This window comes from Gammaproteobacteria bacterium (genome assembly GCA_036381015.1).
GTDB lineage: Bacteria > Pseudomonadota > Gammaproteobacteria > Steroidobacterales > Rariloculaceae > ZC4RG20.
Genome location: DASVDR010000005.1, coordinates 73844 through 94909, shown reverse-complemented (window position 1 = coordinate 94909; position 21066 = coordinate 73844). Strand labels below are relative to the sequence as shown.

Below are 21066 nucleotides of genomic sequence, written 5' to 3'. Positions count from 1 at the left end.
GCCCGCATAGTTTGAATGCCGAGCGGGGAATTCGCCACCCGAAGCGCGGGGGCCTGCGCGGTGCAGCCGCGCGCAACGGCGCGGCAACGCCGACGCGGCCCGGCGGCGTTCGCAGCGCCCCGATCAGGGCACGGCGGGGGCAGTCTCGACCGGCGCGGCGTGGCGACGGCGGCGCCTGACGAACGTCGCGCGCACGCGCCGCGACCGCAGCATGTAGACCGTCCACGCGGCCGCGATCAAGATCGTGCGCGCGACCTCGCCGATCCGGGCCGCCGGATCGCTGCCGACGTCGAGCCCGGCGTAGGTTGCCCAAACGAGCACCGACCCATTGAGCACGATGCCGAACCACAACAGCGCAATGAACACCACTGGCGCGGACGTGCGCTTCTTGAAGAACAGCACGGCCGCGGCGACGCTCGCGATCACGAGCAGCGTAGAGAGCACCAGCACGCCGAGCGCCACCGCGTGGACCGACGCGCCGTAGCCTTCCTGCACGACGTTCGGCAACCCGTACCAGGTCTCCGCCTCGATCAACGGCAGCCAGCTCACGAGTGCCGCGGCGGTCGCGATCGGCGTGACGATCATCCCCAGCGCGGCGAGCAGCAGCCAACCCCGTATCCCCGCCGGCGCGTTCGGCGGCGCCGCCCTCGGCGCCGGATCGTACCGGTAGAGCACGACCGCCCCCCACACGCCGAGCCCGAGCGCGAGCAGCAGCAGCGTGAGCGGCAGCGGAGCGACGGCGAGTCTTCCGGAGGCCGGCCGATCGTCATAGGTCAGCACGAATCCCAGATCGTCGTAGAAGCGGGTTCGATCCGCCTGGTACTTGGCGAGCTGCGCGAGCGGCACGTGATCGGCCAGGGCTTCGTACTCGTAAACGAGCTCGAGTGTGCGATCGGCGTAGCTCACGCTGCTTCGATAACGGAATGCCGGGTTCTCGATACTCACCGTGCGCGGCTGCACGAGCCAAGGCTCCGGCAGACGAGCGACGATGCGCTGGCGAATTCGAATCGGGAACTCGAGACCGAGCGGCGTCTGCCGCACGCCGCTCCCCCACGCATCGGCGTACGGGTAGAGCTCGTCGGCGTGCAGGGCGAACGTCAGCAATCCGGATGTCTCGTCGCGAGCGAACGTCTGCTCGAGCGCGTAGCGTTCCCGAACCTCGATCACGTTCGCGTCCCGGTTGTCGTCGATCTCGACGGGAGCCGTGGCCCGCGCGCCCGGATAGTAGCGGGCGACGTAGCTCGAATAGTCGGACTGTCGCTGCTCCGGCGTCGTTCGCGCGAGAAGCGGGCGCATCGCATCCGCGAGGGCCCCGAAATAGCGCGTCGTGACGTCGAGCGTCGCGGGCGCGTGGAGGCCGTTGCTCACGTCGACGACGACGGAGACTTCCCGGCGGCGCGTATCGGAGGCCGGGCGAGGAATCGCTTCGAGGCCGCCGGCCGCGCTCACGGGCAGCGCGAGCACGTAATCGGCCGGGTCGTCGACCGCGAGCGGCCTGTGGCGCGTCGGCGCGGTGGCATCGAGCCAGTAAGTCTCCCCGTCGATCTGCGCCCGCACGATCGCGTGATCGAACGCGTACGGTGTCGGGAGGGCGTCGGCGAGCGACGGCCCCCGCCAGCTGTGAACGAGCGCCGGCTGCGCGTCGATCCCGAGCATGTTCAGGATCGTCGCGAGCAGGAGCGCCTTGTCCTTGCAGTCCCCGAAGCGCCTTTCGAGCACGGTATCGGGATCCGCCGGCTCGTGCGAGCCGCGGCCGATCGAGATGCTCGTGTAGCGGATCTGCTCCTGCACGTACTGGAGCGCGCGAAGCGCCTGCTCGCGGGGGCCGCCGCCCTGCGAGCGGATCGCGTCGGCGACCGGGGCGACGAGCGTGCTTGCCGCAGCCCCGCGCATGAAGAGCGGCCGCACGAGTCGTGCCGCTTCGGCCCAGCTTTCCAGATCGCTGATCTCGAGGTAGGACCACGGGTAGTACCAGGACGGCAGATTCGGGTCCACCGCGACCGGCGCGACGTCGGTCCATTCCATCGTCAGCTCGGCCAGCCCGCCCCGAACGCGCGGCTCCGGCACGGGAGTGCCGTCGCTCGAGCGATATCGAAGGGACCGGTCCAACGGCGAGAGAATGCGAATGCGCTCCCGATGCACCGGCACGCCCCATTCGGTGTCGAGGCGCGCGGCGAAGTGTCCCGGGAAGAGCTGCTCCGACGAGCGCACCGTGTATGCGAACTCCACGACGTCTCCGGCGCGCACGTCCGCGAGCAGCACGTTGATGTTGTAGTTGCCGTTGTAGATCCTGCGGTCGAGCTCGGTCTCCTGCGGCAGCGCCGTGATCCGTGCGAGCGGGCGCTGGTCGATGACCGTGCCGTCGCGCACGACGCGGAGCCAGTGAAAATCGAGCGTCTGAAAGGCCGGGTCGACGGCTACGTTGATCTGGGAATAATCCGCGACGGCCGCCGCGTCCGTTAGCTTCACCGCCGTGTGCAGATACGATTCGTCGCCCGCGGCCGTGACGTTGATCTGCCGATCGAAGAGCAGAATCCACGCGCCTTTCGGCACCCGTTCGGACGCTTCCGCGGCTGCGGAGTACTCCGGAGACAGCACCTCGACCCAGCTTCCCGGAGTCGCGAACCGATAGAGGTCCGGCGCTTCCTGGCCTGGAGCGGGAGCTGCGCAGAGCAGCAGCAAGGCCGCAGCTGCGGCCGGAAGCGCCCGGCCCGCGGCGCCGGGGCGTCTCAGTTCCGGCACTCGTTCGTCACTCGTCTCTGCGGCATTCCCCATACGGGCCCGGTTCCCGGTTGTTCTTCTTCTCGGGGAGGCCCGGGATGTAGAAAGACTATGTACAGGATCGGACTCGCCGCCGCAATGTCGTACTCGACAAAATCCCGTTCGTCTGCGTACCGGCTGCGCGCGCGCTCGGTTAGAATCCCTGCCGGTTTCGAGAGCGTCGGCCTTTCGCCGGGCGCCGTCCCGTCGAGCTGCGTCTCGTGCCCGAGTGCAGAAAGGGCCCGTCATGAGCGATGACCGCAACCCGGATGCCGAAGCTCGTTTGGACGACGCGAGCCCCGCGCGCGCACCCGAAGCCGCCGAAGCGCAGACGACGATCGAGGAGCTCGAGCGCGTGCTGGCCGAGGAACGGCAAAAGGCGGCCGAGCTCGCGAGCGCGATCGACGGGCTGCACTTCAAGCTGCAGGTTCTCGAGAAGAGCTACGCGAAGCAGCTGGCGGACGCTCGCGAGCGCGCCGAATCCGCGGAGCGGCAGCTGGCCGAGCGGCTTTCGGAGGCGGCTGCGCAGGAGCAGACACAGGAAGCCGCGTTGCAGAAGCTCCGCGCCGATCTCGAGCGCGTCACCGCGGAGCGTGACCGGTTGCGCGCGCAGCTCGGCCTCCCGCCGGATGAGCCCGATGCGTCGGCGATCGAGGGCACGATCAATCGGCTCATCGCCGATACGAGCTGGGCGCGCGAACGGCCGACGATCTCCTCGGGCTCGTACCCGCAGCCGGGCGCGGAGGACGAGAGCCCTTCGGAAGAGCTGATCTCGCCCGACCTCTTGTTCGATCCTCAGGACGAAGGGAAGGCCTGAGCGCGCTTTGCGCTCACCGGGCCGGGCCGGGAAACGGAAGACCCGCCTCTTGGCTCGCGGCGAGCGCGCACGGCATCGCACGCGCCTGCACCGCTTGCGGATCGATCAGCGCAGCGATCAACGGCCCGTCGGCCTCCGCCAACGTCGCTTGGAGCGCGTAGAGCACGTCGTCGACGGACACGCCTTCCTCGACGGCTTGTTCCTCCAGAGCATCGATGTAACAGGAGGCATAATCGTCGAGCGCCTTGCGAACGATCGCCTCGGCGTCGGACGGCGCGAGCCCGCCCGCGACGAGGTCTTCTACGAGCTTCGCACCCGAGGCCGAGTACAGGCGGCCGGCGAGCGCCTCGCGGAGAGCCGCAACGGGATCGGGCGCGGCGAGCGCGTCGGTATCCGCAGCCGCGGCGGCTTCGCGGCCGTCGCTCGGCGGTCCGCCCGATCGAGGATCGCTTCCCGGAGCGTCACGCGGGTCGGCCGGGAGCACGCTTCCGCCGGGCCGCTCGCCCTCGACCGTCCGTTCTTCTCGCTCCGCAATCGGAGTCACGACCGACGGCGGCTGCGTGCGCATGAGCCAACCGTAACCTGCGCCTCCCAGCACGGCGGCAATGCACGCGGTGCTCGCCCACCGGGTCCTCAACGCGCGTCCTTTCCGCGGGCGGGATCGGCGGGGCGTCGCGATGCGAGGTCGAGCCGCCGCATCAGCCCGCAGACCTCGCCTCTGCGAGCACGCTCCAGGCCGCGAGGACGGCGAGCTTTTGATCTTTCCCCCACGGCGGCGGAGCGAGCTTGCCGACCTTCGAAGGATCGAGAGCGCGGGGCGGGACGAGCCGCACCGGAATCGTGCAGGCCTCGCGCACCGCATCCCGATAGAAGCACCCTTCGGCCGTGTGAATGCGCGGATGCGAGGCGAGAATGGCCTCGAGCGTGCCGGCACTGCCGCCTTTTGCGACGAGCGCGCAGATGCTCGCGCGGGCGACGAGGGGCGCGAGCGCGCGGGCGGCGTTCGCGACGGCCTTGTCCCGGGCGCGAGCGATCCAGCGCTCGGCCTCGGCGGCTTTCATCTCCGCGGCGATGTGGAAGCAGAAGCGCTCCGAGTCGCCGAGAATCTCGATGATCTCGTTCGCGACGATCTCCGGCGCCGCGGGCGAGCCGCCGGCGACGACACACGCCCCCCAACCCGTATGGAGGCTGATGCCGAGAGCGCGCGGCGCCATCGGCTTGCCTCGCGGCTCACTCCGTCGCCGACACGCCTTGAATGAGCTGCCGCGTCTCCGTTCCCGTGCAATTCAGCGGCAGGAGCTGGTCGAACGGCGCGAGCTGAAGCGTTTGCGTGGGCACGACCCACGGCTCCGTCAGCACCTTCGGGTCGTAAACGGTGGCGTCGACGACGAGCGTATCGGCGTCCACGCGTCGATAGCGCTCGACGATGCGGAGCGCGTCCGAGTGAAACGACACCCGCCCTTCGGCCCAGATCCACGTGTCGTCCGTGAAGTTCTGCGTCTCGACGACGAACGTGTCGCCTTCCCAGTGACCGACGGCGTCTCCGCGCCACGACGGCGGAACGGCGTCGCGATGCGGGCGGCCGTCCGTGGGCACGAGCTGGTACCCGTGATACGTCTCGCTCAGCAGCACGACGAACTTCGGCGTTGCGACGATCTGGCCGACCGCGCCGACATCCCAGAGGCGCACGTTCAACGTGCCGAAAGCCGTCGGGACGCATCCGAGCGTCGGGTCGTCCTTGTCGCTCAGCTGGGCCGCACGCTCCTTCGCCCACGGCTGATAAAGATCCGTGAAGGTCGGCGGCCCCTCCCCGCTCCTGTTGCCGCCCGGCCGGAAGCCGGGACCGCCGACGTCCGCGCCGCCCCACCACACGCCGGACAGATCCGGGTGGCCGTCGGCCATGCGCGGCACCTCGCCCGGCGCCTCGCCCTGGGACGCAGCTTCTTGCGCTCCGGCCGAGCCGAAAGCGAGCAACGCCAGACAGGAAGCCGCCCAGGTGCCCGCCGCGGCGGACACGCGATTCGAAACGTGCCTCATCACGAAAGCTCCCCCTCGGCCGTCCGCCGTCGGCCGGATTTACCTCGCGCCGCCGCCCTCCCGCGGCCCGAACATCCCGTAGCGCGTGCCGTCCGCCGTCACGAGCTCGCGGAGCATGCCCGCGTTCGCGGACGCGTCCCGGGCACGAAAACCGGAGATCGTCACGACGTCGCCTTCCTTGATGACTTTCGGCGAGTAGCCGTTGCGAATCATTCCGCTCGGCGTGCCGGCTTCGAACGACCACCGCTCGACCTTGCCGTCCTCGCCTTCGACGTCGAGAAAGAACCACGAGTGCGGGTTCGTGAGCCGCACCTGAACGATCTTGCCCGTGACCGTGATCGGCGCGGTCGTGTCGTAGACGGCCGCGAACGAATGATGAGCCTGCGCCGGCCCGGCACCCGCGAGGGGAAGCAGGCCCGCGACCAGAGCCGCCGTAAGTGCTCGCTTCATCGAAAATCTCCCGCCTGAGGCCATGGCAATTGGCGCTTCAAGGCCGATTCTCCACGAAGCCCGTGCGGCAATGCAATCCGGCGATCGCCATCGTGCGTCGAGCCCGGGCCGCGGGTCGGCTGAAGGCTCAAGTCAGCGCCGCCCCGCCGGCCCGTGCCCCGAGCAGCCGCTCGTACGCGGCGTTGATCCGCTCGAAGATGCGCCTTTCGTCGTAGAGCGCGCAGGCTCGCGCGCGGCCGGCCTCGGCCATGCGCTTTCTCAAGTCCTCGCGCTCGGCCAGAAGCAGAATGGCCTCACGTAAGACTTCCGGGTTCTCGACCGGAACGAGAATTCCGTTGCGGCCGTTCTCTATGGCCTCGCGGCCGCCGCGTGTGTCGGTGGAGATCACCGGCAAGCTCATCGCGCCCGCCTCTGCCTGCACGAGGCCGAAATGCTCTTGGCGAGAAGGCATCACGAGCACGTCCATCGTCGACATCAGAGCCGGCACGTCGCGCCTGAAGCCGGTGAATACGACGCGTCCTCGCAACGACGGATCTTCCTCCGCCCGGCGCATGACGCGCGGGCCGGTCTCCTGATCACGCTCGCTTCGCAGCACGCTGCCGACGATCACGAGCTTCGCGCGTTCGCAGGCGCCGGCCACGCCGCTGAAGGCTTCGACGAGGTCCGTGATGCCTTTGATCTCCACGAGCCGGCCGACGAACCCGACGACGAAGTCGGAAGGCGAAATGCCCAACGCCTGCCTCGTGCGTGCGCGGTCTTCCGGCGTGAACGCCGACGGGTCGAAGCGCGCGAGGTCGACGCCGCCGCTCCCCACGCGAAGGCAGGTGATCGACGCGGCATCCTTGATTCCCCTCCTGATCAGGTCGTCCGTGTCCTCGCTGTTTATCGTGATGATGTTGTCCGCGAAATTCCGTAGCGCTCTCTCCGTGTAGTCGAAGATCAATCGCTCCGAAAGCCGTGGCGAGTCCCAGTAGGAGCCGTGCATGTGATAGAAGACGATCGGCCGCGGCGCCGTGCGGGCGGCGATCCGGCCGAGCACCGACGTGATCGGGTTGTGCAGGTGGATCACGTCGTACCTGCCGCGCCGCGTGATTCGCACCAGCTCGGCCAGGGCGCGGAAGTGAGCGAAACTGACGAGGTGCCGGTTGACGTGAATCAGATGCACCGGGAATCCCATCCTCGTGAGCTGGCCCATCGCCTCCCCGGGCCCGGCCGCGATTTCTATCCGGTATCCGTGCTCGCGTTGCTGTCGCAGGATCGGCTCCAGCAGGATCGCACCGAACACCGGATCGGTCATGACGTGGAGCACTCTTATCGGCGCGTTCATCGTGCTCGCTCGGACGTTCGGGCGCGTTCACGTTAACCGCGTCGGTTGGCGGCCGAGAATAGGGTCGAGTACGGGCGGCCTTGGCGCGGCCCCGCCTTCGACGCCGATCGCCGCGCGCCGCGGCCGGCCGCGCGCCGGACGCATCGAGGAGGCTCGATTCGCCGGGCAACCGGGTAACATAGGTCTGGCCTGCGTTGCTCGTTCGCGCCGCAGTGTCGCTTGCCGCCGGGTGATGCGCCATGAACGTGCTGATTACTTCCGCGGGGCGCCGCGGGAGCCTCGTCCAAATCGTGAGACGGACGCTCGATGCGCGCCGTGCGGGCGGCCACGTTTTCGCGGTCGATGCTCGTCCCGAATGGAGCGCCGCTTGCCGTCTCGCGGATCGCGCCTGGGAGGCGCCGCGCGTGAGCGCGGAGTATGTGCCCTTCCTGCTCGACCTCTGTCTCGAGCATCGGATCGAGGTCGTCATTCCGACGATCGACCCGGAGCTGCCCGTCCTCGCCGCCGCCGCCGACGACTTCGGGGCGGTGGGCGCGCGAGTCGCCGTCTCGAGCGTGGACGTTTGCCGGACTTTCTCTCGCAAGCGATCGACGCACGAGTTCCTTTCGCGGCACGGCTTGCCGACACCGGCGCTGATCGAGGACTTCGCCGACGCCCCCTTCCCTTTGTTCGCGAAGCTGGACGATTCGAGCAGCTCGATCGGGGCACGACGCGTCGATGACGCCTATGAGGCCGAGCGGCTGCGGAGCCGAAATGCGGACTACGTCTTTCAGCCGATGCTCGCGGGAGACGAGTTCACGGTCGACGCTTTCGTGGACTCGAACGGTCGCCTGCGCGACCTCGTGCCCCGACAGCGGCTGGAAATCCGCGGCGGTGAAGTCAGCAAGGCCGTAACCGTTCGCGACCCGCGCATTCTCGACGAGGTCGCGCGCCTCTTCGCCGTCATGCACGGCGCGTACGGCGTATTGAACGTGCAGCTCTTTCGCGGCCGAGAGGGCGGTCTTTCGTTCGTCGAGGTGAATCCGCGCTTCGGCGGCGGCTTTCCCTTGAGCTTCCATGCCGGCGCGAACATGGTCGATTACTTGTTGCGAGACGCGCGCGGCGAGCCGCTCGAGATTGCCCGTTGGCGAGAAAACACCCTGATGTTGCGCTACGACGCCGAGGTGATCGCCCATCATCATCGTCTTTGATCTGGACGACACGCTTTACCCGGAAATGGACTTCGTGCGCAGCGGCTTCCGAGCCGTGGCCGGGCACGTGTCGCCGCGCGACCGGCCGGCGACGTACCGGCACTTGCTGCGGATCTTTCGCGAGCATGGCAGCGGCCATGTCTTCGATCACTTCGCCCGGCAGACGGGCAGAGCCTTGAACGTCGCGGAGCTCGTGGAAATTTATCGCTTTCACGTGCCGAATATTCGGCTGGACGCCGAAACGCGGCTCGTCTTGGAGCACTGTTCCCGCCGCCACCGAACGGCCTTGATCACCGACGGTGCGTACCGGATGCAGCACAACAAATTCCAGGCGCTCGGGCTGGAGCGCTGGATACAATTGCCGGTTTTCACCGATCTGCTCGGGACCGCCAAGCCGGACGACCGCCCCTTCCGCATGGTCATGCACCGCTTCCCCGACGGCGGGCCCTGCGTCTATGTCGCCGACAATCCGCGAAAGGATTTCGACGCGCCCCGGCGGCTCGGCTGGACCACGGTCCGTCTGCGCCGCGCCGGGGGCGTCTACGAAGCCGTGCCCGGGCGCTGCGATCACGAGATCAGAAGCTTGATCGAAGTGCCGGCCTTGCTCGCCCCCTGAGGCGTACGCCGTCCCGCGGATCGAACGCCGAGCGCGAGAGCAAACGGTCCCGGTCAACCGGACGCCGCGCTCGTAGGGCGCGCCCGCGGCGACGGCCGCACGGCCCGCAGCCTCGCCTCGTCGCTGGAGCGTATCGTGACCGCGAGAGCAATCAGGTAGAGCGGAAGCGTGAAGCCGAGAGCCGGCACGGGATAAAGGGTCTCCTGAGTCAACGAGGAAACCAGCAAGCACGCGGTCGCTAGAAAAAAGTAGCGTGAATACGGCAGGCGGCGCCACAGGGCGTGCAGAATGGACGCGTAAAACACAATGAACGCGAGGAGCCCGAGGACGCCCATCTCGACGACGATGTGCAGATAGAGCATATGAGCGTCGGACCCGGTCGCCATTGCGGATCCGAATCCCGTTCCGATCAGCCAGCGAACCTTGTCGTCGTTCAGGAACTGCAACCGGTGCTGCCATATCACGTCGCGGCCCGCCAGCGCCTCGGCGGAAGGCGCCTCGAATACCGCGGCTTGACGCTGCATGGTCTCCTCGATCGGAACCTCGAGCGCTGCGACGGCCAACGCCAGTAGAAGTCCCAAGGCGACGATGCCGAAGAGAGTCCTGATGCTTCGCTCCGCGGCCGCCACTGCGGCGAAGAACAGCAGGAAGCCGGCGAATCCGGCGCGGCTGCCGGTCAGGAAGACGGCGACGAGCCCGAGTGACAGCACGAGCGCGCGCAACAGCGGCCGCCGACCGCGGGGGAGCAGCTGCAGCCACAGCGCCGACAGAATGAGCACGACGGCCGCCGGGTAGGCGTGGTTGTACCCGACCGTGCCGAGACCGGCCCCCTCCATATTGAGCAGGTAGCGGGAGAATGCGCCCGATACGCCCGGGTCCATCGGAAGCTGCGGTGCCAGCTCGCGGGTGGGAATGAAGTTCTTGTACGTGAGCACGATGCTCACGCATATCCAAAGGAGCGCGGCGAGCGTGACGTTGGCGAGGAGCGGGAACCGGTCCGGCCGGATGTGAATCGTGGAAGCCGCCCACAGCGAACCGCCGGCAAGTCCCATGATCCAGACGTGGTACAGCGGAAATCCGAAGTCGAGCGTCGCGTCGGGGATGAGGAGATCATGGGCCGCCACGGTGACCAACGCCACGGATAGAAGGCAGAGAGCGAACAGCAGAACATATCCACCGATCATTTTCCGCAGCGGCGGCCATGCACCCGGGGACGCGAGCACGGCGATGCCGATCATTCCGCACGCCGTGATCACGGGAGGCGTGGGCCACACCGCCCACGACGGCCCGACCGTCAATACGGGCAGGGAGTAAGCCTGCGCGAGAATGCAAAGACAAAGGAACGTGAAAGGGAGCACGTCGTCGCCGCTCCGCCGCGCAGCGCGCGGTCCGGCATGCGCAGCGCGCGGTCCGGCATGCGCTGCGTTGATCGAGCTCGTCGTGCCTCGCACGCCGCGTGCCTCACAAGATCGCGCGACCGTAACGAACGGAGCTTGCCCCGGCCCCGCGGTTCAAATTTTGCACTCGCGCCCCGCGCCGCATTCGCGATTTCCTTTGCGGCCGGCGTAGGCGATACTCGGCCTGCAGCCGGAGCCGTCCATGGCCATCGAACCGCCGCGCATCCACCTCTCGCCTCCTCATCTCTCGGGGAAAGAGCGAGAACTGATCGAAGATGCGTTCAGAAGCAACTGGATCGCGCCTCTCGGCCCGCACGTCGATGCGTTCGAGCAGGAGTTCGCGAAGCGCATCGGAGTGCGCGCCGCCGCCGCTACCTCCTCCGGCACGGCCGCGCTCCATTTGGCCCTGCTGCTGGCCGGCGTCCGGCCCGGCGACGAGGTGCTCGTGTCGACGTTGACCTTCGCCGGCAGCGTGTTTCCGATCCGATATGTGAGCGCGCGCCCTGTTTTCATCGACTCGGAAACGCGCTCCTGGAATTTGGACCCCGACCTCGTGGTCGAGACCGTAGAGCGAAAAGTCAGCCGGGGACGGCCGCCGGCCGCAATCATCGTCGTTCACCTCTACGGCCAGAGCGCCGATCTCGCACCGATTTTGGCCGTGGGCACCAAGCACGGCATCCCGGTGATAGAGGACGCGGCCGAATCCCTCGGTGCAACGTATCACGGTGCGTCCGTCGGCTCGTTCGCGCGTGCTTCCGTATTTTCCTTCAACGGGAACAAGATCATCACCAACTCCGGCGGAGGGATGCTCGCCACCGACGATCCCGATCTCGCCGCTCGAGCACGCAAGCTCGCGTCGCAATCCCGCGAGGCGATGCCGCACTACGAGCATGTCGAAATCGGCTACAACTACCGCATGAGTAATCTTCTTGCCGCGGTCGGGCGGGCCCAGCTGCAAGTGCTCGACCAGCGAGTGGCCGCTCGCCGGCGCAACTTTCGCGCCTATGAGGAAGGGCTCGGCGATTTGCCCGGCGTTCGCTTCATGCCGGAGGCCGATTGGGGAAGAGCAACCAGATGGCTCACCGCGTTGACGATCGACCCTGCGCACTTCGGCGTTGATCGGGAAACGGTCCGCCTGCGTCTCGAGGCAGCGAACATCGAATCCCGGCCGGTTTGGAAGCCAATGCACCTTCAGCCGGTTTTCGCCGGCTGCGAGGCCGTGGGCACGAAGGTCGCGGAGCTTCTGTTTCGCCAGGGGCTTTGTCTTCCTTCCGGATCCGATCTGCAAAGCGGCGACATTTCGCGCACGATAGAGATCATTCGCCGCACACATGAGGAGTCGTACGCCTAGACGGATTCATCGATCGTCGCCGCAACGTGCGAGTGATCGCGGCTCTGCGGCGCGTGTGCATGTGCCGCGCCCGTTCTCTCCCCGGTGAAATGCGGCATCGTCGCCTCCCCCGGGGCCGACACGCCGTCGCCCCGCACAACGTTCAGGAAGGTTCTCGCAAGGATCTTCAGGTCGAGCGCCATGCTTCGATTGTCTACATACCAAACGTCGCGTTCGAATTTTTCCTCCCAGCTCAGCTCGTTGCGCCCGTTGACTTGGCTCCAGCCCGTGAGCCCCGGACGGACGTCGTGGCGCCTGGCCTGCTCCGGCGTGTAGAGCTCGAGGTATTCCATCAAGAGCGGCCGCGGCCCCACGAGGCTCATGTCGCCCTTGAGCACGTTCCAAAGCTCCGGCAGCTCGTCCAGGCTCCAACGCCGGAGGAACGCGCCGAAAGCGGACAACCGATCGCCGTCCGGCAATAGTCGTCCGTCGTCATCGGCGGCGTTCGACATCGTTCTGAACTTGAGCAACGAAAACGGCTCGCCGTGCAGGCCCGGTCTCGTTTGCTTGAAGAGAACCGGAGAACCCAATCGAGCTTTGACGGCTATCGCGACCGCCGCGAGTATCGGTGCCAGCAAGACCAGCAACACGGCCGACAGCCCGACGTCGAAGACGCGCTTCAAACGAGGACCTTCCGTTCTTCTCGGGGAGGGGACGACTGCCGCGAAGATCATGGCCGGCCTCGATCGGCGCCGTCAATTTCAAATTTGCTATCGGGCTTGCGCCGTCGGCGTAGGCGCTGCCCCCGATTGACCGGGCACCGCGGCAATCCGTAGAAGATCGAATTAATCCGCCGAAATGAAAACGTCGTAGGGCGCGTCGACCCGGGTGGTAGACGTTCCCTCGTCCCTCTCCGGGGGGAGCAGTGCCGACAGCGTAGGGCTGGAGCCGAGAGCCGGAGAGGCGCCCGGTGAGAATTTCGACTTTCTAGAAGAGGCCGCAACGGACGTATCTCGGAGGCGGAGTGTGCCGCCGGTGATCAACGCGGGGGGCCGGCTCTGAGCGTCCTCCGCAGTTCGGCAAGTCGAGCAGGAAGGGGGATGATCCGCTCGATCGTCGTGATCTGTACCGGCAACGTGTGCCGCAGCCCGATGGCTGCGTCGATGCTCCGGGCCGCCTTTCCCGCCAAGAACGTACTTTCCGCCGGGATCGGCGCGCTCGTGGACCATCCGGCGGACCCCATCGCTCTCCGATTGATGCATGAGCGCGGGCTCGAGCTGAACGGACACCGTGCCCGCCAGCTGGACTTCGCAATGTTGCAGGCCTGCGAGCTGGCGCTGGTGATGGAGCAGGAGCACAAGACGTGGGTCGAGTCGACATGGTGCGCGACCGCCGGAAAGGTCTACCGCTGGGGGCACTGGTCCGGGTTCGACATCCCGGACCCGTACCGATGCGGCGAGAGAGCCTTTCGAGACGTGCTCGCGCTCTTGGACCAAGGTTTGGACGACTGGAGGGGCAAGCTTTGATACGCCCGGGCTTGCTTTCCCTCGCGCCGCTGCTTCTCGCAGTCGGATGCACGGCGCCCGGACAGAAGCTCGATAGGGGCACGTATGACTTGGTGGATACCGACGGGGCGCAGCGCGTGGACCACGACATGTTTCCGATCACGCCGCAGCTGCTGGCGGCGCTGTCCGATCTTCCGCCGTCCGGGCCGCGCGCCAATCCCGAGCTCGAGGAGCAGCTGCAAAGCTACCGTTACCGGATCGGCCCGCAGGACGTGCTCACTGTAACCGTGTGGGATCACCCCGAGCTCACGATACCGGCAGGCGAATTTCGCGACGCCGAGATCCAGGGCCACCTCGTAGGCCCCGAAGGCAACATCTACTTCCCCTACGTCGGCGATGTCAGGGTCGCAGGCCGCACGGCCACCGAAGTTCGCGACGAAATCACCGCGCGGCTCTCGGAATTCATACAAGACCCGCAGCTCGACGTGCGCGTAGCGGCTTTCCGCAGCAAGCGAGTCACGGTCACCGGAGAGGTAACGGAACCCGGCATGCTGCCGCTCACCGATGTTCCGCTCACGCTGGTGGAGGCACTGACCCTGGCGGGCGGCGCGACTCCGGAGGCCGCGTTGCAACGCGTTCAAGTCATGCGCGACGGGGAGACCCGCACGTTCGATGTGCTCGCCCTGCTCGAACGCGGCGACATGCGGCAGAACATCCTGCTTCAGGACGACGATCTCGTTTACGTCCCGGAGGGCTCGTTCGACGCCGTGCACATGCTCGGCGAGGTCGAGACGCCCGGCGTCGTGCGCATGGTCCGCGGGCGCATGAATCTCGCGGAGGCCCTCGCGCTCAGCGGCGGATTCGACTCGACCGAAGCCGACGCCGGAAGAGTCTTCGTCTTTCGCGGCGGCTACGAGGAGCCTCAGATCTTTTGGCTGGACGCGCAATCGGCCGACGCGATGCTGCTCGCCACCCAGTTCCAGATGCAGCCGCAGGACGTGGTGTTCGTCGCGCCTACCGGGCTTTCGCGATGGAATCGGCTGGTCAACCTGCTGCTGCCGAGCGTGCAATCGCTGTGGCAGACGCAGGCTCTGATCGACGAGCTTCGGGACGAATAGTGATCGGACGGCGCGCCGGAGCCGCCTGCGGATAACGGCCCCATGGAGCTTTACACCGACAACGGCGATTCCTCGTCGCTGCGCGACGCGATCTGGCTGTTCATGGACGAATGGCGCTGGATCGTCGCCATCGGAACGATGGTGGTTCTCGCGGCCTTGGCGTACGCCTATACGGCGGAGCCGATATACCGCACGACCGCTCTCCTGCAAATCGAAGATCGGGAGCGCGGGCCGGGCGGCGTCGACGAGCTCGCGTGGCTCAGCACGACCTCCGCCCCGACCGCGGCCGAGATCGAGATATTGAGCTCCCGCATGGTCCTGAACGAGGCGATCGAGCAGGAGAATTTGAATCTGGTCGTCGCGCCGATATACGTCCCGGTCGTGGGGCATGTCGTGGCTCGTCATCGCGCGGAGCGCTTCGCCCGAGGGCGGTGGCCCCCAGGTTACGCATGGGGCGGCGAACGGCTTCGTGTCGATCGTCTCGACGTCGCCCCCGGCCTCGCGGATCAGGCGCTCACGCTCGTTGCCAAGAGTGAGGGGCGGTACACGCTTCTCGGCCCGGACGGCGAGAAGCTGCTGACGGGGGGCGTCGGCGTCCGCGCGCAGGGACGGGGCGCCGCATTGTTCGTCAGCGAGCTGAAAGCGCACGCGGGCGCGCGATTTCTCGTGATGAAGCAGAACGAGCTCGCGACGTTCAAGGATCTGCAGGAGCGGCTGTCGATTGCCGAGCGCGGCCAGCAGACGGGGATTCTCGAGCTCTCACTCGAGGGAACGAATCCAGAAGAGGTGATGGACACGCTCACCGCCATCACGAACATCTATCTTCGCCAGAACGTCGAGCGGCGCTCCGTCGAAGCCGCCAGGTCCCTCGAGTTCCTGAATCGACAGCTGCCGCTCCTCCGGGCCCAGGCGGACGCCGCGGAGCACGCTCTGAACCAATTCCGGAGCGAAAAGGGATCCGTCGACATGAGCTTGGAAACGCAGGGCATGCTCGAGCAGTTGACGGAAGTCGAGCGCAGGCTCTCCGAAATGGAGCTGGAGCGCGTGGAGCGCAGCCGGCGCTTTACCCCGCAGCACCCGGCGATGATCGCGTTGGACGAGCAGCAGCGCGAGCTCGAGGAAGTTCGGGCGACGCTCGCGACCCAGATTCGCGCGTTGCCCGAGGCCGAGCAAGACGCCTTGCGCCTCACGCGCGACGCGCGGGTCGCCAACGAGCTCTATACGCTGCTGCTGAACCGCGCTCAGGAGCTCCGCGTCGTGCAGGCGGGAACGGTGGGGAACGCCCGCATCATCGATCAGGCGTTCCAGCCGCGCTGGCCGGTGAAGCCCAGGAAGCCTCTGATACTGGGCATCGGCATCGTGCTCGGCGGAATGCTCGGCGTGTCCTCCGTGCTGCTGCGACAGACGTTGCAGACCGGGATTCGCGACCCGAAGGACCTCGAGCAACACTTCGATCTGCCCGTGTACGCGATCGTGCCGCGGAGCCGCGGAGAGGCCCGTGCCCGCTCCGGCCGATTCGGGCGCAGTCCCTTACTCGCGGTCGCATCGCCGGACGATCCCGCCGTCGAGAGCCTTCGCTCGCTGCGAACCAGCTTGGAATTTCTCCTTCACGAAGCTCCGAACCGCATCGTCGCGATCGGCAGCGCCGCACCGGACATGGGGAAATCCTTCATCACGGCCAATCTGGGCGTCGTCATGGCGCAAGCGGGCGGCAGAGTGCTCATCGTCGACGCGGATCTGCGGCGTGGACACCTGCACCGCCGCTTCGGATTGCCCCGAACGCCGGGGCTGAGCGAGCTGATCATCGACCAAACCGACCTCGGCGAGGCGTTACGGGACAGCGGCCACGAGGGGCTGCGTGTGCTGCCGACGGGGAGACTGCCTCCCAATCCCGCGGAGCTGATGATCAGCCGTCGCTTTCCCCTGCTCGTCTCGGAGCTTGCCGACCGCCACGATTTGCTCTTGATCGATGCCCCGCCGATCATGGCGGCCTCCGAGGCCGTCCATCTCGCGCGGCTCGCAGGCGTCAATCTGCTCGTCGTTCGCAGCGGCAGGCAGCAGCGCCGCGAGATCGAGCTCATGCTGGACCGCTTGGTGCAAGGAACGGCGCGAGCCTCCGGCTTCGTCTTCAACGACTTGCCCATCGAGTCGCGCCGGAACGCCTATGCCGGTTATCGGTACTACCGTTACAGCAGCAAGCCCGGCCGCGGCCGCCGTTGAGATGAGCAGCGCATTTGAGCCTTCTGCCTCCCAAGCGTGAGGGACGAGAACCGAACGGGGGCGTGGCGCCCCTGTCCCTGAGCATCAACGTCTCCTGGGCGCTCATCGGGAACATCGCCTTCGCCGGGTCGCAATGGGCGGTGGTCGCGGCGATCGCGAAGCTCGGAACGCCGGCGATGGTCGGGCAGTTTTCGCTTGCACTCGCGCTGACTGCGCCCGTTTTCATGCTGACGGCCTTGAGCCTGCGGAGCGTGCAGGCCGCGGACGCGCGCAGGGATTTCGACTTCGTCGACTACTTCCTGCTCCGGGCAGCCTCGAGCACGTTGGCTTTGACGGCCGTCGCGGGCATCTTGCTCATGACACATTACGATCACGATCTCGTGCTCGTCTGCGCGTTCGTCGCGGTCGCGAAAGCCTTCGAGAGCCTGAGCGACATCTGTTACGGACTGATGCAGCAGCGCGAACGGATGGACCGGATCGCCTGGTCGATGGTGCTCCGTGGAGGAGTCGGCCTGCTCGCCGTGGTGCTGCTTCTCCGCCTCACCGGCAGCTTGACGCTCGGGGTCCTGGGTCTGACCGCTTGCTGGGCAGCCGTCTTCCTCCTCTACGACGCGCGAAAGGCGCTTCTTCTTTCGAGCGCATTCGCTCGGCCGCATCCCGAGCCTCGGCGGTGGAAGCACCGATGGCGCCGCATGCGTAATCTGGCGCTGCTCACGTTACCGTTGGGCGTCGTAATGATGTTGGTCTCGCTGAACGTCAACATTCCGCGGTACTTCGTGGAAAGCACCCTCGGAGAAGAGCAGCTCGGATACTACTCCGCGATCGCCTATATCGGCTTTGCCGCCGCCACGGTCGTCGGAGCCATGGGTCAGGCCGCCACCGCGCCCCTCGCCCGCCACCACGCGCTGCGGGAGCCTCACAGCTTCACCCTGCTCGTCGTGAAGCTCGTCGCAATCGCAGCCTTCATCGGTGCATTCGGGTGGGCCATTGCGGAGCTGTTCGGCGAGGCCGTCCTGACCCTGCTCTATACGCCCGCTTACGCCCGGCACGCCGAGCTCTTTGCGTTCTTCATGGCGGTGACCGTGGTGTCGCTGGTGAGCACGGTGCTGGGATACGCGATGACGGCAATGCGCCGATTCAAAGTACAGGTGCCGATCTTCGTGCTCGTGGTCGCCGTGAACTACGCCGCGTGCAAGGTCTTGATCCCTGAAATTCAGCTGGCCGGGGCCGTATGGGCCGTTTTCGCCTCGGCTGCCGTGCAATGCGTGGCTAGCGCGGCGGTGGTTGCGCCGCATTTGCGGCGCTGACCCTCATCCCGCGGTTTCCGGCGGCGCTCGCCGCCCGCGGCGCCCGCCGACGCTCGCCACATGGCTGCAAATGATGTCGACGTCGTCGAGGGTCAGCAGCGGGTGCAACGGCAGCGTCACTTCGCGCTCCGCGGCATCCGCCGTCAGCGGGAGCGGCTCGTGTTCCCTTCCAGGCCGGCGATATTGGGTGAAATGGTGCACGGGCGGATAGTGAATGCTCGTCTGTATGCCCTCGGCGGCGAGTCGCTCGCGGAAACCCGCCCGGGTTGTCGGGTCGCGAAGCAGCACGGCAAAGAGATGATGAGCCGCGTCCGCGAAGCGGTCGCCGAACGCGGGCTCGATCCCGTCGCATCCCGCCAGATTCCGGCGATAACGCTCTGCGAGCTCCCGCCGCCGATCGTTGTTCGCGGGCAGCTTGCGCAGCTGAATCCGCCCCAACGCCGCTGCAAGCTCGGTGCTGCGGTAGTTGAAGCCGAGTCGCTGGACGTCGTAATCCGTGGCGCGGCCGGATGCCTTGTCCCAGCTGGTCTTGGTCATGCCGTGCGACCGTGCCTGGCGTACGCGAGTCGCGATGGCCGCATCCTCCGTCACCAGCATCCCGCCTTCGCCGGTCGGGAGATTCTTGTTGGCGAAAAAGCTGAAGCAAGCGGCGTGTCCGAGCCTGCCGACCGGGTATCGCACTCCGCGCGCGGTGTACATCGCACCCAGGGCATGCGCAGCGTCCTCGATCACGGCGAGACCGTGACGCTCGGCGATCGTCAGGAGGCTCTGCATGTCCGCCGGGAAGCCCGCGACGTGGACGACGATCATTGCTTTCGAGCGGCTCGTGATCTTGGCGGCGGCATCCGCGGGGCTCATGTTCAAGTCACCGCCGCCGACGATGTCGACGAAGACCGGCGTCGCCCCGACGTAGAGAATCGGGTTGGCGGACGCCACGAACGTGTAGCTCGGCACGAGCACTTCGTCCCCAGGGCCTATATCGCAGGCCAACAGGGCGAGGTGCAGGGCTGCGGTGCAGCTCGCGACGTGGACGGCGTGGCGCGCGCCCAGAAACGCGGCAAATTCGCTCTCGAATGCTTCGCTTCGAGGCCCTACGGAAAGCCATCTGCTGCGCAGGACCTCGAGCACGGCCCGCTCCTCGTCTTCGCCGTACTCGAGATCCGAGAGCAAATAGCGCGGCATGGCGAGCCCCCAGCGAAACCGACGGTTTCAGTTCCGGTACTTGGCCGAGCCCGGGTCGGGCCAGGCGCCGGCCCGGAGGCCCGCCGCGACTTCCCGCACTCCGTCCGCGACCGTCCGTGTCGCGTTGAAGCCGAGCTGCTCGGCGGCCTTCGTGAAGTCGACACGATAGCTGCGGGGATCCGTGCCTTGCTCCACGAACTCGAGCGTTGTCCCCGGAATTTCACGCTGCACGGCACGAGCGACGTCGATCTTTCGCAGATTCGAGACATTGGACCCGATATTGAACACTTCGCCGCACGCACACCGCGCCGGCGCTTCCAGCACGAGCCCCACGGCCGCGGCGATGTCCTCGACGTGTACGAACGGCCGCCAGAACTGCTCGCCGAAAATCACGATCCTTCCCTCGCGGAAGGCGGACAGCGTGAAATCACTGATCAGCAAATCGAACCGCATTCGCGGAGATACGCCGAATGCGGTGCTGAAGCGTAAGACGACCGGACAGAACGCCGGACCGCTTGCGGCGAGTATTTCGCGCTCCGCGGCTACCTTCGTTTCCGCATAAACGGACAGCGGACGAAGCGGGGAGCTTTCCGTGGCAAGGCCTGACGGGTCGGAGATTCCGTAGTTGCTGCACGTGCTGGCGAAAACGAAACGCTCCACGCCGACCTCGCGCGCGACCTCCAAAGTCTGCAGCGCGCCGCGAAAGTTGACCGCTCGGGCGGTCTCCGGCGCGCGATTGCACGCCGGCTCTCCGACGATACCGGCGAGCAGCACGACGGCACGGCTGCCGGCCATCGCCTCCCGCAGCAGCTCTCGATCGAGCAGATCCCCCGCGAACAGCCGATACCCGTCCTGCCCCGCGAGCTCCGCCACGCCTTCGTCACCGAACAGCAAGCAGTCGAGGACGGTGACGCCGTAGCCCGCCCGAAGCAGACGCCGCGTCACTACCGATCCGATGTACCCGGCTCCGCCGGCGACCAGAACCCGCATCACTCTCTCCCCTCGTCAAGAAGCCGCGCGGACTTCCGGCCCGGATGCTGCATGAGCGTTCTCGGGGTAGAACAGATTCGGATTTCGTTCGACGAGATCGATGGCGCGTTCGTAATCGTCGCGCCGTCCGACGTCCAGCCAGAGGCAATCGACGATATGCGCCTTCACGGGGCGGTGGTGAAGCAGCATGCTCTGCACAAGATCGGGGAAGTCTCTATAAGTGCCGGGCTCGACGAGATCCAGCGCGGAGCGGCGGAAGACGTAGATACCCATCGAGGCGTCGTACTGCACGGTGGGCTTTTCGCGGTAGCCGGTCACGCGCAGCTGACCGTCGAACTCGACGACGCCGAGATCGACGTGATTCTGACACCGATAACAAGCGATGGTCAGCTCAGCGCCGGAAGCTTTGTGAGCTGCAAACAACGCCGCGTAATCGAGGGTGGTCAGCACGTCGCCGTTCATGACGAGAAAGTGCTCCGGTAGCCCGTCGAGAAGCGTGAGGGGGCCTACCGTCCCCAGCGGCTCGTCCTCGCGAGAGTAGCGAATCTCCAAGCCGAGCTGCTTGCCGTCTCCGAAATACGCGATGATGAGCTCTGCAAGATACCCGACCGCGAGCGTCGCTCGCCGGCATCCCGCGGCCGCCAGCTGCCTGAGCACGATCTCGAGGATGGGCATCTGCCCGACCGGGACCAACGGCTTCGGAAAGCAGACCGTGTAGGGGGCCAAGCGGCGCCCTCGCCCGCCTGCCAGTATCACCGCGTCCATAGCTTTCTCCCCAAATGAGGACCGTTCTGTCACCGTCTTGCTGGACGGCGCCGTG

General features: G+C 66.8%; 19 protein-coding genes. 8 read left to right on the top strand and 11 right to left on the bottom strand.

The genetic code is table 11. The features are described from left to right. Positions 1–123: 123 nt before the first annotated feature. Positions 124–2742 (bottom strand): DUF3857 domain-containing protein, encoded by a 2619-nt coding sequence (locus VF329_01220; protein ID HEX7079619.1) that lies wholly within the window; start codon positions 2740–2742, stop codon positions 124–126. Between the two features lie 265 nt (positions 2743–3007). On the opposite strand from VF329_01220, the gene VF329_01215 reads away from it, so the two are divergent. After that, positions 3008–3577: a hypothetical protein gene (locus tag VF329_01215; GenBank protein ID HEX7079618.1), complete on the top strand. Its 570-nt coding sequence runs from the start codon at positions 3008–3010 to the stop codon at positions 3575–3577. Between the two features lie 13 nt (positions 3578–3590). Here the strand turns inward: VF329_01215 and VF329_01210 are convergent, their stop codons facing one another. The 5 genes from VF329_01210 to VF329_01190 form a co-directional block, all read right to left on the bottom strand. Beyond that, on the bottom strand, positions 3591–4214 hold the full coding sequence (locus VF329_01210; protein ID HEX7079617.1) for a hypothetical protein: 624 nt from the start codon (positions 4212–4214) through the stop codon (positions 3591–3593). Positions 4215–4275: 61 nt separating this feature from the next. Beyond that, positions 4276–4791: a hypothetical protein gene (locus tag VF329_01205; protein ID HEX7079616.1), complete on the bottom strand. Its 516-nt coding sequence runs from the start codon at positions 4789–4791 to the stop codon at positions 4276–4278. Between the two features lie 16 nt (positions 4792–4807). Then, positions 4808–5614 carry a hypothetical protein gene (locus VF329_01200; protein HEX7079615.1) on the bottom strand — a complete coding sequence of 269 codons (807 nt, stop codon included), beginning with the start codon at positions 5612–5614 and terminating at the stop codon, positions 4808–4810. A 39-nt stretch (positions 5615–5653) separates the two neighbouring features. Then, positions 5654–6064 carry a DUF6152 family protein gene (locus VF329_01195; protein ID HEX7079614.1) on the bottom strand — a complete coding sequence of 137 codons (411 nt, stop codon included), beginning with the start codon at positions 6062–6064 and terminating at the stop codon, positions 5654–5656. 127 nt (positions 6065–6191) lie between these two features. Next, a complete protein-coding gene (locus tag VF329_01190; GenBank protein ID HEX7079613.1) occupies positions 6192–7391 on the bottom strand; it encodes a glycosyltransferase family 4 protein in 1200 nt (399 codons plus the stop codon). Positions 7392–7630: 239 nt separating this feature from the next. On the opposite strand from VF329_01190, the gene VF329_01185 reads away from it, so the two are divergent. Further along, positions 7631–8581, top strand: coding sequence for an ATP-grasp domain-containing protein (locus tag VF329_01185; protein ID HEX7079612.1), 951 nt, complete (start codon positions 7631–7633; stop codon positions 8579–8581). Between the two features lie 34 nt (positions 8582–8615). Next, positions 8616–9197, top strand: a complete 582-nt coding sequence (locus tag VF329_01180; GenBank protein ID HEX7079611.1) for an HAD family hydrolase — start codon at positions 8616–8618, stop codon at positions 9195–9197. A 53-nt stretch (positions 9198–9250) separates the two neighbouring features. On the opposite strand, the gene VF329_01175 is transcribed toward VF329_01180, so the two are convergent. Then, a complete protein-coding gene (locus VF329_01175; GenBank protein HEX7079610.1) occupies positions 9251–10555 on the bottom strand; it encodes an O-antigen ligase family protein in 1305 nt (434 codons plus the stop codon). 241 nt (positions 10556–10796) lie between these two features. Between VF329_01175 and VF329_01170 the strand changes: the two genes are divergently transcribed. Continuing rightward, a complete protein-coding gene (locus tag VF329_01170; protein HEX7079609.1) occupies positions 10797–11945 on the top strand; it encodes an aminotransferase class I/II-fold pyridoxal phosphate-dependent enzyme in 1149 nt (382 codons plus the stop codon). On the opposite strand, the gene VF329_01165 is transcribed toward VF329_01170, so the two are convergent. Further along, a complete protein-coding gene (locus tag VF329_01165; protein HEX7079608.1) occupies positions 11942–12607 on the bottom strand; it encodes a sugar transferase in 666 nt (221 codons plus the stop codon). The genes VF329_01170 and VF329_01165 overlap by 4 nt on opposite strands. 417 nt (positions 12608–13024) lie before the next feature. Between VF329_01165 and VF329_01160 the strand changes: the two genes are divergently transcribed. The 4 genes from VF329_01160 (at position 13025) to VF329_01145 (ending at position 18074) form a co-directional block, all read left to right on the top strand. After that, complete coding sequence (locus VF329_01160; protein ID HEX7079607.1) at positions 13025–13450, top strand: low molecular weight protein-tyrosine-phosphatase; 426 nt, start codon at positions 13025–13027, stop codon at positions 13448–13450. Continuing rightward, positions 13375–14547: a polysaccharide export protein gene (locus VF329_01155; protein ID HEX7079606.1), complete on the top strand. Its 1173-nt coding sequence runs from the start codon at positions 13375–13377 to the stop codon at positions 14545–14547. The genes VF329_01160 and VF329_01155 overlap by 76 nt, the downstream gene beginning before the upstream one ends. 42 nt (positions 14548–14589) lie before the next feature. Next, positions 14590–16767 carry a polysaccharide biosynthesis tyrosine autokinase gene (locus tag VF329_01150; GenBank protein ID HEX7079605.1) on the top strand — a complete coding sequence of 726 codons (2178 nt, stop codon included), beginning with the start codon at positions 14590–14592 and terminating at the stop codon, positions 16765–16767. 62 nt (positions 16768–16829) lie between these two features. Further along, positions 16830–18074, top strand: coding sequence for an oligosaccharide flippase family protein (locus VF329_01145; GenBank protein ID HEX7079604.1), 1245 nt, complete (start codon positions 16830–16832; stop codon positions 18072–18074). A gap of 3 nt (positions 18075–18077) precedes the next feature. On the opposite strand, the gene VF329_01140 is transcribed toward VF329_01145, so the two are convergent. Genes VF329_01140 through VF329_01130 form a run of 3 tightly spaced genes read right to left on the bottom strand, consistent with a single transcriptional unit; the run spans position 18078 to position 21011 of the window. Continuing rightward, complete coding sequence (locus VF329_01140) at positions 18078–19256, bottom strand: DegT/DnrJ/EryC1/StrS family aminotransferase (protein HEX7079603.1); 1179 nt, start codon at positions 19254–19256, stop codon at positions 18078–18080. A 27-nt stretch (positions 19257–19283) separates the two neighbouring features. Continuing rightward, entirely contained in the window at positions 19284–20246 is a 963-nt protein-coding gene (locus VF329_01135) for an NAD(P)-dependent oxidoreductase (protein HEX7079602.1), read from the bottom strand. Positions 20247–20261: 15 nt separating this feature from the next. Beyond that, positions 20262–21011 carry a sugar phosphate nucleotidyltransferase gene (locus VF329_01130; protein HEX7079601.1) on the bottom strand — a complete coding sequence of 250 codons (750 nt, stop codon included), beginning with the start codon at positions 21009–21011 and terminating at the stop codon, positions 20262–20264. Positions 21012–21066: the final 55 nt, after the last annotated feature.

Bases quoted from the DNA above. Each gene is read 5' to 3' on its own strand.
- VF329_01215 (HEX7079618.1), top strand. From the start codon at position 3,008: ATGAGCGATGACCGCAACCCGGATGCCGAAGCTCGTTTGGACGACGCG.
- VF329_01205 (HEX7079616.1), bottom strand. From the start codon at position 4,791: ATGGCGCCGCGCGCTCTCGGCATCAGCCTCCATACGGGTTGGGGGGCG.
- VF329_01200 (HEX7079615.1), bottom strand. From the start codon at position 5,614: ATGAGGCACGTTTCGAATCGCGTGTCCGCCGCGGCGGGCACCTGGGCG.
- VF329_01195 (HEX7079614.1), bottom strand. From the start codon at position 6,064: ATGAAGCGAGCACTTACGGCGGCTCTGGTCGCGGGCCTGCTTCCCCTC.
- VF329_01190 (HEX7079613.1), bottom strand. From the start codon at position 7,391: ATGAACGCGCCGATAAGAGTGCTCCACGTCATGACCGATCCGGTGTTC.
- VF329_01185 (HEX7079612.1), top strand. From the start codon at position 7,631: ATGAACGTGCTGATTACTTCCGCGGGGCGCCGCGGGAGCCTCGTCCAA.
- VF329_01170 (HEX7079609.1), top strand. From the start codon at position 10,797: ATGGCCATCGAACCGCCGCGCATCCACCTCTCGCCTCCTCATCTCTCG.
- VF329_01160 (HEX7079607.1), top strand. From the start codon at position 13,025: ATGATCCGCTCGATCGTCGTGATCTGTACCGGCAACGTGTGCCGCAGC.
- VF329_01155 (HEX7079606.1), top strand. From the start codon at position 13,375: ATGCGGCGAGAGAGCCTTTCGAGACGTGCTCGCGCTCTTGGACCAAGG.
- VF329_01150 (HEX7079605.1), top strand. From the start codon at position 14,590: ATGGAGCTTTACACCGACAACGGCGATTCCTCGTCGCTGCGCGACGCG.
- VF329_01140 (HEX7079603.1), bottom strand. From the start codon at position 19,256: ATGCCGCGCTATTTGCTCTCGGATCTCGAGTACGGCGAAGACGAGGAG.
- VF329_01135 (HEX7079602.1), bottom strand. From the start codon at position 20,246: ATGCGGGTTCTGGTCGCCGGCGGAGCCGGGTACATCGGATCGGTAGTG.
- VF329_01130 (HEX7079601.1), bottom strand. From the start codon at position 21,011: ATGGACGCGGTGATACTGGCAGGCGGGCGAGGGCGCCGCTTGGCCCCC.